The 13,276-nt window shown below is 73.8% G+C and carries 17 protein-coding genes; 7 read left to right on the top strand and 10 right to left on the bottom strand.

All coding sequences use genetic code 11. The annotated features are described in order from the left end of the window. Positions 1 to 159: 159 nt before the first annotated feature. Genes ACFPLC_RS33530 through ACFPLC_RS33545 form a run of 4 tightly spaced genes read right to left on the bottom strand, consistent with a single transcriptional unit; the run spans position 160 to position 4,014 of the window. Positions 160 to 1,017: a MerR family transcriptional regulator gene (locus ACFPLC_RS33530; protein ID WP_378191465.1), complete on the bottom strand. Its 858-nt coding sequence runs from the start codon at positions 1,015 to 1,017 to the stop codon at positions 160 to 162. Continuing rightward, on the bottom strand, positions 1,002 to 1,796 hold the full coding sequence (locus ACFPLC_RS33535; protein ID WP_378191463.1) for an alpha/beta fold hydrolase: 795 nt from the start codon (positions 1,794 to 1,796) through the stop codon (positions 1,002 to 1,004). The genes ACFPLC_RS33530 and ACFPLC_RS33535 overlap by 16 nt, the downstream gene beginning before the upstream one ends. Before the next feature lie 35 nt (positions 1,797 to 1,831). Next, positions 1,832 to 3,337: an MFS transporter gene (locus ACFPLC_RS33540; protein ID WP_378236015.1), complete on the bottom strand. Its 1,506-nt coding sequence runs from the start codon at positions 3,335 to 3,337 to the stop codon at positions 1,832 to 1,834. Continuing rightward, positions 3,334 to 4,014 carry an LppX_LprAFG lipoprotein gene (locus ACFPLC_RS33545; protein WP_378191459.1) on the bottom strand — a complete coding sequence of 227 codons (681 nt, stop codon included), beginning with the start codon at positions 4,012 to 4,014 and terminating at the stop codon, positions 3,334 to 3,336. Before ACFPLC_RS33545 ends, ACFPLC_RS33540 begins: the two co-directional genes overlap by 4 nt. Positions 4,015 to 4,221: 207 nt before the next feature. Between ACFPLC_RS33545 and ACFPLC_RS33550 the strand changes: the two genes are divergently transcribed. From ACFPLC_RS33550 to ACFPLC_RS33565, 4 genes are read left to right on the top strand one after another with little or no spacing between them, the layout of a single operon-like run. Next, a complete protein-coding gene (locus ACFPLC_RS33550; protein ID WP_378191457.1) occupies positions 4,222 to 4,935 on the top strand; it encodes a transglycosylase SLT domain-containing protein in 714 nt (237 codons plus the stop codon). Position 4,936: 1 nt separating this feature from the next. Next, a complete protein-coding gene (locus ACFPLC_RS33555) occupies positions 4,937 to 5,935 on the top strand; it encodes a CHAP domain-containing protein (protein WP_378191454.1) in 999 nt (332 codons plus the stop codon). Next, positions 5,932 to 6,195 carry a YbaB/EbfC family DNA-binding protein gene (locus tag ACFPLC_RS33560; RefSeq protein WP_378191452.1) on the top strand — a complete coding sequence of 88 codons (264 nt, stop codon included), beginning with the start codon at positions 5,932 to 5,934 and terminating at the stop codon, positions 6,193 to 6,195. The genes ACFPLC_RS33555 and ACFPLC_RS33560 overlap by 4 nt, the downstream gene beginning before the upstream one ends. Next, a complete protein-coding gene (locus tag ACFPLC_RS33565; protein ID WP_378191450.1) occupies positions 6,192 to 6,518 on the top strand; it encodes a hypothetical protein in 327 nt (108 codons plus the stop codon). Before ACFPLC_RS33560 ends, ACFPLC_RS33565 begins: the two co-directional genes overlap by 4 nt. A gap of 69 nt (positions 6,519 to 6,587) precedes the next feature. Here the strand turns inward: ACFPLC_RS33565 and ACFPLC_RS33570 are convergent, their stop codons facing one another. Beyond that, complete coding sequence (locus ACFPLC_RS33570; protein ID WP_378191447.1) at positions 6,588 to 7,361, bottom strand: ESX secretion-associated protein EspG; 774 nt, start codon at positions 7,359 to 7,361, stop codon at positions 6,588 to 6,590. Positions 7,362 to 7,409: 48 nt separating this feature from the next. Between ACFPLC_RS33570 and ACFPLC_RS33575 the strand changes: the two genes are divergently transcribed. Beyond that, positions 7,410 to 8,195, top strand: a complete 786-nt coding sequence (locus tag ACFPLC_RS33575) for a helix-turn-helix transcriptional regulator (protein WP_378191445.1) — start codon at positions 7,410 to 7,412, stop codon at positions 8,193 to 8,195. On the opposite strand, the gene ACFPLC_RS33580 is transcribed toward ACFPLC_RS33575, so the two are convergent. From ACFPLC_RS33580 to ACFPLC_RS33600, 5 genes are all read right to left on the bottom strand, one after another. Further along, entirely contained in the window at positions 8,107 to 8,667 is a 561-nt protein-coding gene (locus ACFPLC_RS33580; protein ID WP_378191443.1) for a hypothetical protein, read from the bottom strand. The two genes, ACFPLC_RS33575 and ACFPLC_RS33580, sit on opposite strands and share 89 nt — an antisense overlap. 29 nt (positions 8,668 to 8,696) lie before the next feature. After that, positions 8,697 to 9,389, bottom strand: coding sequence for a hypothetical protein (locus ACFPLC_RS33585; RefSeq protein ID WP_378191441.1), 693 nt, complete (start codon positions 9,387 to 9,389; stop codon positions 8,697 to 8,699). 332 nt (positions 9,390 to 9,721) lie between these two features. Beyond that, positions 9,722 to 10,009, bottom strand: coding sequence for a type VII secretion target (locus ACFPLC_RS33590; protein ID WP_378191438.1), 288 nt, complete (start codon positions 10,007 to 10,009; stop codon positions 9,722 to 9,724). After that, on the bottom strand, positions 10,006 to 11,199 hold the full coding sequence (locus ACFPLC_RS33595) for a PPE domain-containing protein (RefSeq protein ID WP_378236016.1): 1,194 nt from the start codon (positions 11,197 to 11,199) through the stop codon (positions 10,006 to 10,008). Before ACFPLC_RS33595 ends, ACFPLC_RS33590 begins: the two co-directional genes overlap by 4 nt. Next, the gene (locus ACFPLC_RS33600; RefSeq protein WP_378191434.1) at positions 11,192 to 11,620 is read right to left on the bottom strand and encodes a hypothetical protein; all 429 of its coding nucleotides are present in this window, start codon (positions 11,618 to 11,620) and stop codon (positions 11,192 to 11,194) included. The genes ACFPLC_RS33595 and ACFPLC_RS33600 overlap by 8 nt, the downstream gene beginning before the upstream one ends. A gap of 186 nt (positions 11,621 to 11,806) precedes the next feature. Between ACFPLC_RS33600 and ACFPLC_RS33605 the strand changes: the two genes are divergently transcribed. Both ACFPLC_RS33605 and ACFPLC_RS33610 read left to right on the top strand, forming a co-directional pair. After that, the gene (locus tag ACFPLC_RS33605) at positions 11,807 to 12,409 is read left to right on the top strand and encodes a methyltransferase family protein (RefSeq protein WP_378191432.1); all 603 of its coding nucleotides are present in this window, start codon (positions 11,807 to 11,809) and stop codon (positions 12,407 to 12,409) included. A gap of 365 nt (positions 12,410 to 12,774) precedes the next feature. After that, complete coding sequence (locus ACFPLC_RS33610; RefSeq protein ID WP_378236017.1) at positions 12,775 to 13,200, top strand: STAS domain-containing protein; 426 nt, start codon at positions 12,775 to 12,777, stop codon at positions 13,198 to 13,200. The last annotated feature ends 76 nt before the right edge of the window (positions 13,201 to 13,276 follow it).

Below are 13,276 nucleotides of genomic sequence, written 5' to 3' on the forward strand. Positions count from 1 at the left end.
CGCCCTGCGGAAGGGACATTGCACCGAACGGACCAGCGACCCGGAAACCCGGGTCAGCCACGGCTTCCCGACCGCCCGGCATCGCCACCGTGGTCCGCGATGCCGCCACCGACCTCGGCAGCTCGCCCATCGCGCCCTGGCCGGGCCTCGGCGCGCTCGCTACCCGGACCGCGGTTGGCCCGCCGCCCGGCGCTTCGCTCCCGAGGTCGCCTGATGCCCGATGTCGGCCCCGCCTTCCGCCGGTGTCGGGTCCACTCGTTCGAGCTTCGTCCAGCCGGTCCAGCCGCGCGTTCTCAGCAGCTCGACCAGCCGGCGGGCCGGTGGGGCGGTGTCGAAGGCCAGGGTGTCCATCAGGTCGGCGAACGGCGGCTCGACGTCGGTGTCGCCGACGCTGTCCTCGGCCAGGCGCGAGATGTAGCCGGCCAGCTCGTCGGCCAGCCCGGTCAGCTCCGGATCGCCGTCCGCTCGGTCGAGAGCCTGCCCCAGGGTGAGGTAGAAGTCGATGAGCGGCGGGTCGGCGATCTGCTCCCGCTTGCGCGCCGCCCACTCCGGGACCCGCTCGGGTGAGTGCGCCGCGAGCAGGATCCAGCCGTCCCGTTCGACCTGGACGATCCGCTCGTCGACGCCGAGCGCCCGCAGCCGGTCGAGGATGCCGGTCACCTCCGGGGGCAGCGCCAGCCCGTCCCCGGAGGCGAGGCGGCGGATCCGCTCGCGGTGCCGCTGCCGCTGCCGGATTTCCGCCCGCAGGCGCCGGTCGATGTCGGCGATCGCCGCGGCGAACTCCTCGTCGTCGGCCTGCAGCAGTTCCCGCACCCGCGACAGCGGGACCCCGGCCTCGGCGAGGGTCCGGATCCGGATCAGCTCGACCACGGCGCCGGCGTCGTACCTGCGGTACCCGGAGCGGTCGCGTCCGGGTTCCGGCAGCAGCCCCTTGGCGTGGTAGTGCCGCACCGCGCGCACCGTGACCCCCGCGTACGACGCCAGCTCGCCGATGGTCAGCATCAGTCCAGTGTCCACGGCCTCTGCACGTCGTGGATCAGCCGGGCGATCTCCGGAGCGTGGGTGACGACGAGCCGGTGGTCGGCCTCGAGCCACGACGTGGCGACGTGCGGCCGTTCGCGGACGAGCCGCTCGACACCGGCCCGCCAGTTCCGGTTGCGCCACTGCGTCCGCGCGTCATCACCGTTTCCCGCCATGGAGGTCGACATGATCAGGTGGACCGGGCGGTCGATCTCCCGGTACAGGTCGAGAATGCCGGAGCGCACCGCCTCGATCTCGAGGTTGAGGTCGAGGAAGTCCTGCGGGGTCAGCAGCACCTGGCGCGCGGTGCCCTCGGCCCGCGCGAACTCGTGCCGCAGCCCCTCCGCCATCGCCCGGAACTCCGGCAGGTCGGCTTCGGTGAGGAACGGTTCGGGGATCGGGTTGGCGCCGTCGACGAGGACGAGCCCGGCCACCGCGTCCGGATGCCCGGCGGCGTGGTGCACGGCCAGGTCCGCGCCCAGAGAATGGCCGACGAGCAGGGGCGCGCGGGGTGCCACCTCCGCCAGGACGGCGTCGAGATCGCCGAGGAACGCCTCGAAGGTGTACCGGTCGGCGGGGGAGGAGCGCCCGTGGCCCCGGAGGTCGAAGGTCACCACGTCGAAGTCGTGGCGCAGCAGCTCGGCCAGCTCGTGCAGGTCGGCTTGCGTGGTGAGGAGCCCGGGGCACAGGACCAGCGGCCGTCCCCGGCCGCCGCGGGAGGCCGAGATCGTGACGCCGTCGTGGCGGACTTCGAACCGGCCGGTTTTTGTAGTCATGGCCCCCATGCTGCGGGGTTGACCGTGCGTCAGGGTCAACCCCGCCGCGGCGCACGCCCGCCGATGGACAGGGCGACGGCCGCGCCCGCCAGGCAGACCACGGACGTGATCAGGAAGATCGCGCGGTATTCCGTCAGCAGCGCCTCGCGGACCGCGCCGAGGTATTCGGCGAGGGCGCGGTCGTAGGCCGGCTGGGACGGGAACAGGATCCGGAGGGGCGGATTCAGCGACGCGGTCAGCGTGTGGAAGTAGTGCAGGCCGAAGGCGGACACAGCCGCGACGCCCACCAGCATGCCGGTCATCCGCGCGACCACGACCGCGGCCGACGCGACGCCGTGCTGGGCGCGCGGCACGGCACGCAGCGCGACGGCCGACAGCGGAGCGATGACCAGGCCGAGCCCCAGCCCGGCGAGCGCCAGGTCGACGTCGAGACGCGGCAGGCCCAGGACGGACCTGGCCGCGAGGACGTCGGCGGGCCAGCGGGACATCAGCAGGTAGCCGCCGGCCGCGATCAGCATCCCGGCGCCGGCGATCCAGCGCTCGCCGATCCGCGTGGCGAGCAGGCCGCCGAGCAGCGCGCCGACCGGCAGCGCGACCAGGAACCTCAGCAGGAGCTCGACACTGCCGCCGTCGTCGCGGCCGAGCAGCGTCTGCGCGAACAGGTCGACGTCGACCAGGGTGATCATCAACGCCGCCCCCGCGGCGACGCTCGTCCCGAGCGCGGTGAGGAACGGCCGCAGTGCCACGTTCGCCGTGTCGACGAGCCGGACTTCGGCGCGCGCCTCCCACCAGAGGAACGCGACCAGGGCGACCCCGGCGCCGATCAGGAACGGCACGCCCCACGGCGGCAGCACCTGCTCGCGCGGGTCCGGGTTGTCCAGGCCGATGACGAGCAGCGCGAGCGTGAGGGCCAGCAGCAGGACGCCGACGAGGTCCACGCGCGGCCGCTCGGCCGGTTTCCCGCCCCCGACGGAAACCTGGACCGCGATCGCGGCCAGCACGGTCAGCGGGACGTTCACCCAGAACACGCCGCGCCAGCCGGTCGCGGCGGCCAGCCCGATGCCGTAGAGCGGGCCGAGCACGCTGCCGAGCTCCTGCGCGGCGCCGACGGCCCCCAGCACGGCGGAGCGGCGGTTGCCCGGCCACAGGTCCGCGGCCAGCGCGAGGGTCACCGGAAGCAGCGCGCCCCCGGCGGTCCCCTGGAGCACCCGGCCCGCGACGAGGAGCGGCACCGTGCCGGCCAGCGCGGTGACCACCGACCCGGCGAGGAACCCGCCGAGGCAGGCCTGCAGCAGCAGCTTGCGGCCGAACCGGTCGGAGTACTGGCCCAGCAGCGGCATCGCGGCCACGTAGCCGAGCAGGTAGCCGGTGATGACCGGCGTGACGATCTCCAGCCGGTTCACCGGAACGCTCAGGTCGTCGATGAGCTGCCGCAGCAGGCCGACCACGACGTAGGTGTCCAGCGCACCGAGCAGCACGGCGAGACCACCGGCGCCGACAGCGAGCGCGCGGCCGCCGCGCGAGGTGACCGGCTCGGTCACGCCGGCGCGGTCACGGTGACCGGCTTGTCCACATCGGACAGCGTGACGTCCACGCTCGCGTTGCCGGCGAACCCGAGCGAGGCCTTGACCGGCAGGTGGCCGCCGTCCTGGCGCAGCCAGAAGGTGGCGTTCGCGTCCGAGGACACCCCCGGCACCAGTGCGGCCATCGCGCCCTTCGGGACCGTCCCGGTGACGCGGTAGGTGGGCGTGCCGCCGACGTCTTCCGTCCCGTCCGTCTTCGGGCCCTGGACCGAGGACAGCACCTTCGGGATGCCGCGCTGCGGGTCGAGGATCGCGGACGGGTCGTAGATCGAGGAGCTCAGCGCCGCGGGGATCCGCTGGAACCCGCCGGTGGGCCCCTTGAGGTAGAGCGAGCCGTCCACCAGGACGAACTGGGCGTCGACGACCTGGCCCATCAGCTCCAGCGTGCCGGTGCCCTTCGCGCCGCCGCCGTTGGCCTTGGTCAGGTCGCCGTCGACGCTGTGCACGCTCAGGCCCGGCACGGTGCCGTTGACCTTCAGCGCGAAGTGCGTGCTGGTGACGCCGCCCGTCGCCGTCGCGCTGTCCTTGAGCAGGGCACCAGCGTCGGGCAGTGACGCGCCACCGCCCGAGGAGCAGCCGGTGAGGATCGCCGCGCCCAGTGCCACCACCGCGAGCAGGCCACGCCGCAGAATCATGCGCCCACCCTAGATCAGGGCCACGCCTCGGCACGGACCGCCTCGCGCCGAGCCGACCACTCAGCGGCGCCCTGTTCGCTCAGTGGCCCGAACGGATGGCCGCCCATGTTCAGCGCCCCTGAGGCTGCCGAGCCGCGTGTGCACCCGGCTTGTCCCTGCGTGCAGCACACCTACCGCAACCATCACCCGCACGGACAAAGTCGCCTCATGACGAAGCTGAGCGCCGAGCAGATCGCCCGGCACGCCTACGACGCCGGGTTCCGCGGCCAGGGCCTGACCACCGCCGTCGCGGTCGCGCTGGCCGAGTCCGGCGGGCGGACGACCGCGCACAACGCCACGCCGCCGGACGATTCCTACGGTCTCTGGCAGATCAACATGCTGGGCGCGCTCGGCCCGGAACGCCGCCGCCAGTACCACCTGAAGTCCGACGACCAGCTGTTCGACCCGGACACCAACGCGCGGGTCGCGAACCGCATCTCGGGCGACGGCCACGACTTCACGCCCTGGTCGACGTACACGAACGGCGCTTACAAGCACCACCTGACGGCCGCGCGCAAGGCCGCCCAGGACGTCACCAAGCACCACGGCGGGCCCTCCGCGCGAGGGGGTGGCGAGCCGCTGCGGGTGGACGACGCGGTGCTGCACTCCTACGTGCGCCGGACCCGGCACGTCGCCGACGCGCTGCACACCGCGACCGGGCAGCTGCGCGACGTCCGCGAGATCGCCCGCGACAGCTTCGGGAAGATCGGTGAGGAATCGGGCTTCGCCGACGCGCTGGCCGGGTTCGGGCTGGCCCTGCAGCGGCAGGTCAAGGGCGTCGGCGCGCACGCCGACGGGCTCGCGTCGGCCGCCGGGAAAGCCGCGAAGTCCTATCGCGACCACGAGACGGCCACCGTCGCCGCGCTGAACGGAAAGGGCTGAGATGGACACCGCCGCGCTCGCCCGCTCCTTCGCGAAGGACCTCGTCGCGCACCGCAACAAGCTCGCGGGGAAGGCCGAAGACGCCGTCCGCGCCGAATACGCCCTGCACCAGGTGGCCGGAACGCTGGACGCCCAGCACGACGCCTACCACAAGGAAAGCCGCACCGTCCTGGACCACTGGCACGGCCGCGGCGCCGACGGCTTCCGCCACCACAGCGCGAAGCTGACGAAGGAGCTCCGGATCACCGGCGAGGCGGGCGCGGCGGCGGAGCAGGTCGTCGCGCACGTGGCATCCACTGTGGACAGCGGGCACACCGCCGTGCAGCGGCTGGTCGACGAGTACACCGCCCAGGCCAAGCAGGTTCTCGACGCGGGTGTCGCGGCCGGGACGCAGGCGGCGTTGATGCGGGCCGTCGGGCACGCCGCCGACCTGGTGCCGCGGTACACCCGGCAGTCCGCGTCGACCCTGCGGCACGTCGACGCGGAACTGAAGGCGGCGGCGAAGAAGCTGCAGGAACTGCGGAAGGACCTGGCCCACGACGAGGTGATGGACAAGACGGCGCCCGCGAAGGCGGTTTCTGGGCGGGGCCAGGAGATCGTCCACGCGGCGCGGAAGGAACTGGGCACCCGCGAGAACCCTCCGGGCAGCAACCGGAACCCGTACGGGCCGACCGCCGCGTGGTGCTCCTCGTTCGCGACGGCGATGTGGCGCAAGGCGGGGGTGCGGATCCCGGTCCTGCCCTTCAGCGGCGACGTCTACCACTGGGGCGAACGCAACGGGCACGCCTACGGCAAGCACGCGCTGCACGAAGCGAAGCCGGGCGACGTGCTGATCTTCGGCACCGGCCCGCAGAACACGTCGACGAGCAAGCACATCGGCATCGTCGAGAAGGTCGAAGGGAACCAGGTCACGATGATCGAGGGCAATTCCGGAGATGCCGTCCGCCGGAACACGCACACGCTCTCGGCGTCGACGTTCTACGGAGGGGTTCACCCGTGATCACCGGAAAAGCCGCCGACCGGACGGTCGCCGTCGAGGTCGCTCCCGGCGGGGCGCTGCAGGAACTGACCCTGGAAGCCGCGGCGCTGCGGCTGGAACCGGACGAGCTGGCCCGCCGGATCCTGCTGCTGACGGCGGCCGCTTCGGCGCGGGCCACGGCTTCCCTGTGGCACACGCAGGACGGTGTCGAGGCTCTTGGCCTGCCGGAGCCCGGGGAAGCCGCGGAAGAGACCACACCGGACAGCTGGCGGGCCCAGTGAGCGACGACGACGTCCCGCAGCCCGGCTACGGAACCCGGCTGGCCGCGATCCGCGCGGCCGCGGCGGCCGACGGGGTCGCGGTGGAGGTCGATCTGCACGGGGCCCTGGTGGACCTGCGGTTCGACCGGTGGGCACTACACCGCTCGCCGGCAGAGCTGGCCGGGCTGATCCGGCGGCTGGCCGCGCAGGCGGGGGCGGATGCGCTGCGCCAGGGCCGCGAAGTGCTCGGGGACCTGCTGCCGGACGATCCGGCGACGCCCCGCCCCCGCCGGCCACCCGCGCCCGAGGACGACACCCTCGTCCCGGCCACCTGGGCGACCTGACACGGGCTCGTGAGTGGTAAGGCGGGTTCTAACCCGCCTTACCACTCACGACGAGCCGCGGGAGAGTGCTCAGCGGACGTCGTCGACCATGCGCGCCAGCCGGTCGGCCAGCCAGGCGCCGTCGGCGGGGGTCACCGTCACCCACGGCTCACCGCCCACGTCTTCCGGAGTCACCGCGTACCGGCCGGCCGCCGTGTCGAACCACGCCAGCACCGGGCTCCGGCCCGCCGGGCCGGTCGCCGCCAGCTGGCCGGCCGCGTACCGCTCCGCCGTGACCAGCGTCGCCAGCGGACGGACCGCGCGGCCGGTGATCCCGGCCGTGCCCAGCGCCCGCTCGAATGCGTCGTACCCGCTGCGCGCGTACGCGTCCATCGCCGCCGAATATGCCGCCCGCGGCAGCCGCAGCTGGTCACCCGGACCCGGCTCGGCCTCGCCCACCATGCGGGCCACCGCGGCGACCAGGCCGTCCGGGCGGACCGGCTCCAGCACCAGGTCGCGGTCGTCCAGCACGGCGAGCACGCCGGCGCCGTTCCGCGCCGCCGCGAGCAGCCGCCACGGCGCCTCACCCAGCACCAGCGCGTCGACGCTCACCGTCGGCGAACCCAGCAGCACGACCAGGTCCGCCAGGTCCGGGTCGACGTCGTCCCCGTCCGTGAAGCCCGCCTCGGCGAGACCGGCGAACACCCGCACGCCGAGGTCGTCGCGCTCGGCGTGCGTCGCACCGTGCGACGGCACGTCGAACGGGTACGGCGGCGGCCCGCCCGGTCCCAGGTCCTCCCAGAGGAGATCGAATTCCAGATGCGACAGGATCACTCCCGCCGCGGTCGCGGTGCGCCGCGCCATGGTCCCCCTTCCCGTGCCGGACGGCCGCCGTGGGGCACGATGGTGCCGATGGCCGAGCCGCAGTCGATGGACGTGCCCGCGAGCGGGTACCTCGTGGTCCGCGCGTCCGGGGCGGCGGCCGCGCGCGCCGCGATCCTCGGCGGCCGCGGCGACCCCGAGGACGTCCAGCTGCTGCTGCGCTGTCCCGTCCCCCGCGCGGTCGCCGAGTCCGGCGCGAAGCTGACGTTCGCCGACGCGACCCTGCACCTGCAGCCGTCCGGCGTCGTGATGCTGACCGTCGCGGCGGCGAAGCTATCGATCTCCTTCGCCGAGCTGCGGCCGCTGATGTTCCGGCCGGTCGAGGTCGACGCGCCGCTGCGCAGCCTCTTCGCGGGCGCGGTCGCGCACGTCGTGGCGGCCGGCCCGCGGCTCGACCCGCACGGGCTCGCCCACCACCTGCTGGGCCTGGCCGAACTGGTGCTGCGGAGTGCGCTGCGCGGTGAGCTCGACCGGGTCGACGCGCTCGCGGCCCGGCGGCGCGAAGCCCTCGAATACATGCGCGCCCACCTCGGCGAGCAGTCGCTCAGCGCGGACAAGATCGCCGAAGCGCTGTACATCTCGCGTCGGCGGCTGTACCAGCTGTTCGACGACGGCCAAGGCGTGTCGGAACGGCTCAAGGGCCTGCGGGTCGAACGCGCGAAGGCGTTGCTGGCCGATCCGGCGAAGGCGGGGCGGGGGATCGCGGAAATCGCGCGGGACTGCGGGTTCACCAGCGCCCCGCACTTCTCGCGGACGTTCCGCCGGGCGACCGGCCGGACCCCGCGCGAGTTCCGGGAGCGGGCGCTGCGGGGGTGAGGTCGACACCGGCGACGAGCGTCCCGGCCAGGCCGGCGACCTCCAGCCAGCCGCGGCCACCGGGGGAGTGCAGCGTGAACACGGCCGCGCGCGGCCGGTCCGGGTCGAGCACGACGGCCTGCAGCTGCGCACCGGACAGGCCGATCCGCTCGACGATGACGACCGGGTATCCGCGGCTGGTGTGCGCGGTGCTGACGTCGCGGATCCCGGGGGTGGTGTCCGCGATGTGGTACCCGAGGTCCGCGGCCTCGCCGGGGTTTCCGGCCGGGACGACCCCGGCGATGAGCAGCGCGGGATCGGCGTCGCGGTGTTCGACGAGGGCCAGCAGCCCGGCCCGGTGCTCGTGGGCGATCTCCGCGCACTGGACGGCGGCGGCCTCCAGGCCGAGGTCTCGGGCGGCGTCGGGGCCGCGCAGCCGGGCCATCAGCGCGTGCAGCTCGGCGGTGGTGCGCTCGACGGAGTTTAGGTTCACCGGGGTGATCCCCGGAACGGCGGGCAGTTTCACCGGCCACCCAGTGCCGCGGCGAACGCGCTGACGGCCCCCGGCGGCGGCGTGACGGGCTCGACGGGGGTCTTGGCGACGGTCACGCCGAGCTCGCGCCCGACGGCCGAGAAGGTCTCCAGGTGCGCGGCCACGCCGGGGAAGCCGGGTGGGGCCGGCGAAGGGGCACCGTCGCCGAGGGCGCTGAGCCGCTCGGCGACGCGGGCCGCTTCGGTGGTGTGGGCGCGTTCCAGGTCGCGGGCTTCGGCGAGGAGGCGGTCGAGGTCGTCCTGACGGGCCGCGAGCCGGGCGCGGGCGGCGATCAGGTTCGGCTGGGCGGCGGGGGAGAACTGGGCCTCGGTTTCGGCCTGCTCGACGTCGTCGCGCGCGGCGGTGACGGCTCGGCGCGCGGCGGTGGCGCGGCGGTCGAGGTCCTCGGCCCGGCGGTGGTGTGCGAGGAGGGTGCCGGCCCAGCCTTCGAGGACTCCGGCGGCGGCACGGAGGGCTTCGCGGGTGGCCGGCAGCCCGGCGGCGGCTCGTTCGGCGCGGGTCGTGAGGGCCTGGGCGGACCGGCCGGCCCACTCGGGAATCGGGCCGGGGGAACGGATTTCCTCGAGCCGGGCCGCGGTGGCGGTGCAGCGGCGGGCGGCTTCGGCCACGGCGTCGGGGCGGCCGGGGACGGGGTCGAAGCCGAGGCCGCGGAACTCAGCCATGGGCGTGACCCGGTCGCCTGGGGCTGAGGGCGGGATTCGGTTCGCCGGGGGCCGGGCGGTCGGGTTCGGGTGTGGCGTGGGCGCGCTGCGGTTGGCCGGGGGCCGGGCGGTCGGGTTCGGGTGTGGCGAGGGCGCGCTGCGGTTCGCCGGGGGCCGGGCGGCCGGGTTGGGGCGTGGTGAGGGCACGCTGCGGTTGGCCGGGGGCCGGGCGGTCGGGTTTGGGCGTGGCGTGGGCGCGTTCCGGTTGGCCGGGGGCTGGGTGGTCGGGTTCGGGCGTCGCGACGGCACGCTCCGGCTCGAGGGGGCCGAGGCGGTCCGGCCCGCGATCCCGGTCAGCCATCGGCCCGGCCCAGCTCGTCGGCCGCGGCGGCATCGGTGGCCCGGTAAGCCTTCGCGGCCGTCCGGACGCCCGCCGCCGCGCTCGCGAAGTCCGTCTCCACCGCCCGTATCCTGCCGGACAGCTCGCCGGCCAGCGCGGTGAGCGCCGCCGAGACCGGCCCCGGCCCGAGGTCGTCCGGTGGCTCCAGGGAGTCCGCGGCCGAGCGGTACTCGTCCGCGGTGTCCTCCAGGCGCGCCGCCAACGCGTCGAGCGCCGCCGGGTCGGCGTGGAAGCCGGTCATTCGCCGAACACCGGGGGATACGCCGGCGGCAGGTCGTCGAGCAGGTCGTACCCCTTCGCGTACTTGTCGCGGTGCTCGGTGTCCTCCTCGCGCCGCGTGCCCTGGCCCGGCGGGTACATGCCGTACCCGCCCGCCGTGCCGCGGCCGCTCGTCCCGCCCGGTCCGAAGCCCGGCGTCGCGGCGCCGAACCGGCCCGCTCCGGCTCGGCCGCCTTCGCCGAGCGTCCCCGAGCCCGGCGTTCCGGCCACGGGGACGCCGGCGAAGCCGGGACCGTACCCGGCCGCAGCCGGCGACCCCGGCCCGGTGGCGCCGATGACCCCGTCGAGCGCGCCCGGGACCCCGGCGCCGGTGAACGTGGACGGCAGCGCGGACGCGGTCGACGTCGAGTCGTCCCGCCCGGCGCCCGGCTGCTCGGGCGATTCCTCGTTCCCCGGCGGGGTCGGATCGTTCCCCGGCGGGGCCGGATCGCGGGGGACCGGAGGCGCGGGTGGCTTCGGCGCCACCGGCGGGCGCGGCTCGGCAGCGGAGCCGGAGGTCACCGGCGGCGCCGTGTCGAACTCCGGGGGCAGGCGGTGGCGGACGTCGTGGCTCGCGCTCTCGTACTGTTCCATCACCCGGACGGCCGCGGCCTTGGCGTCGTCGGCTTCCTTCTTCGTCGGCAGCTTGTCGTCGAGCAGCTGGTCCAGCATGTACGTGCCCTCGGGGCCGTCGAGCCGCTTCACCGCGTACCCCTGCCGGAACCACCGCTCGGCCCAGTAGTGCACCGGCTCGGGCATCCGCTGCCGGGCTTCGGCGACCACCGACGTGTAGGTGTCGAGGCCGGCGCCCACGCGCTGGGCGTTCTCGCCCACCGTCCGCGCCCAGCCGGTCAGCCGGTCCACCGATTCCGCGGCCTGGTCCGCCGACGGCCCTCGCCACGACTCCCGCAGCTTCCGGACCAGCGCCGACACCTCTTCGGTCGCGGAGCCGACGCCGGCGGCCACCTCCTGCCACCAGGCCGCGTGCTGGCCGAGTTTCGCCGGGACGGCCGACTGCACCATGTCCCACAGTTCGCGGTGCTCGTAGCTGTCCCAGTTGATCCGGCCGAACGTGGCTTCGCGGTCGTTGACGGCCTTTTCCCGCCGGACCCGCCGCGCCTTCGCCCGCTGCCGGGCGGTCGGGGCGTGGTGCGTGGAGTAGAACTCAGGCATCGGCGTCCCCCGTCGGCAGGGCCGCGGCGGCCTCTTCGTCGTGGCCCTGGTGCAGGGTCACGACGGTGTCGAGCGTCTGCCGCAGCGTCGCGAGCTCGGCCAGGTACGACTGCAGCGCGGCCTGGACCCCGCCGGCCTCGGCGCCGCCGCGCACCGCGAACGAGCGCCGCATCCAGTGGGCGACCGGTCCCTTGCCGTCGGCCAGGCCGGTGTCGAGGGCGCGAGCCGTTTCGAGGTGCCGGCTCAGCTCGTCGTAGCGCTCGTCGATGGCCTTCTTGATGCCCTCGACCCCGTCGTAGTGCAGTTCGATGCCGCCGGTGGGCACCGGCCCTTCGACGACCAGCTCGTCCGTCTCGTGCTGCTGCTGCTGTTCCGCGTGCAGCTGCCGGCGCGCGTCGGCCTTGTCGCGCACAGTCGCCATGGAAGTCCTCCCTCGCCACCCAGGCGTCCATCCTGGCCAATGCCCGCCGCGTTGAGAAGGGCGACTCACCCTGGTGCACGGGTGGACACGAAAACTGCACGGGTGGATACCCGCCGCCGACGTCCCGGTGCCGGTTTCCGGATGCCGTCTCTACGATCCTGACCAGCGGAGGAACGAGGGTGAGGCGTGCTGGGGCAAGCGGAGATCGAACTGGCTGCGGTCTCGGAAGACGTGACCCGTCTCGTCGTGCTCATCAGCGTCGGCGCTTTCGTGGTGGGCGAACTCGTCCAGGCCTTCCGCACGCGCCGCGGCGCCGAACTCGTCCACGCGGGTGCGGAGATCGCCTTCAGGGTGATGTTTCTCGGCGCGGTCCTCCTGTGGCCGATCGGCCGGGCCGTCGCCCCGGCCGCCGGCATGGGTGGCGGCGAGTGGCTGTCCGCGCTCGGAATCGTGCTGGGGTGGTCCGGAATCCTGCTGCGCTGGTGGTCTTTCGCCAGCCTGGGAAAATATTTCACGGTGACCGTGCGCACCAGGGAAGATCAGGTGGTCGTCGACCACGGGCCTTACCGCGTGTTGCGCCATCCGAGCTACAGCGGCCTCCTGCTGATCTTCGCGGGCGGCGGTCTGATCGTGGGCAACTGGGTGAGCGCGGTGGGCTCGTTCGCGGTGTTGCTGGTGGCGTTGATCCACCGTCTCGGCATCGAGGAACGGGCGCTCGAGAAGGCGCTGGGTGCCCGCTACCGGCAATTCGCCGCCCGGCGCGCCCGGCTCATTCCCTACGTGTGGTGACGGCCGGTTTTCGGTCAGGCGCTTGGACAAGCCTGCACTGGTGGTATCCATCGCCGACGAAACCACACGATCGGCTACACCTACCCGAACGATTATGGTTGTGGAAGGGAAATTGAGTACGTTTGTCGCCGACAAGGAAACTGAATGGCCGCAGGTAGGGCAACGATTTCGCCGGTTCGCCGGAATTCGGCGGGCGAGACGAGGATCGTGAGGACGCTGCATCGTCTGCTCGTCGGTTGTACGGTCGGTGTGCAGGCGGTTCAGTCCGGTAGCCGTCGTGCCGCTTCGCCGGCCCGGCGGTCCGAATGTCGTGAGGCTGCGCTGGTGCAGCGGCAGTGCGGTCTCACCGTTGGCTTGAGGAGGCCATGCCCATGTCGCCGTCCGTGCCCCGGCCGCGGGACCCGCGAAGCCGGCCACCGACATCGTTCGCGATGACCCGGGTGGGCGAGGCGAGCGTGGTCATCGCGGCCGGCGAGATCGACCTGATGGTCACCGCCCGGCTCGCCGCGTTGCTCGCCGAAGAACTGCGTCGGCAACCTCCGGCGCTGATCTGCGACATGTCGGCGGTCGAGTTCTGCGCCGCCCGTGCCCTGACGATCCTGATCGACACCACCGCGGACGCGGCCGTGAAGCGGGTGCCGTTCGCCGTGGCCGGCCGCTCCCACGCGCTGCTCCGGCCGATCGCCGCGCTCGACTTGGCGCAGGTGCTGCCCGTGCACCGCAGTGTCGACGAAGCTGTGAGCTGGCTGGCGCTCTCCGCCGAGCGGAACCAGGCCGGACGCCCGCGGTAACCCTCAACGCCGACAGCGGTCACACCATTCTTGCGGGTGTCGTAAACAGCGCGTAGTGGCGTGCTTCACACAACCG

This window comes from Amycolatopsis plumensis, from assembly GCF_042652605.1.
Taxonomy (GTDB): domain Bacteria; phylum Actinomycetota; class Actinomycetes; order Mycobacteriales; family Pseudonocardiaceae; genus Amycolatopsis; species Amycolatopsis plumensis.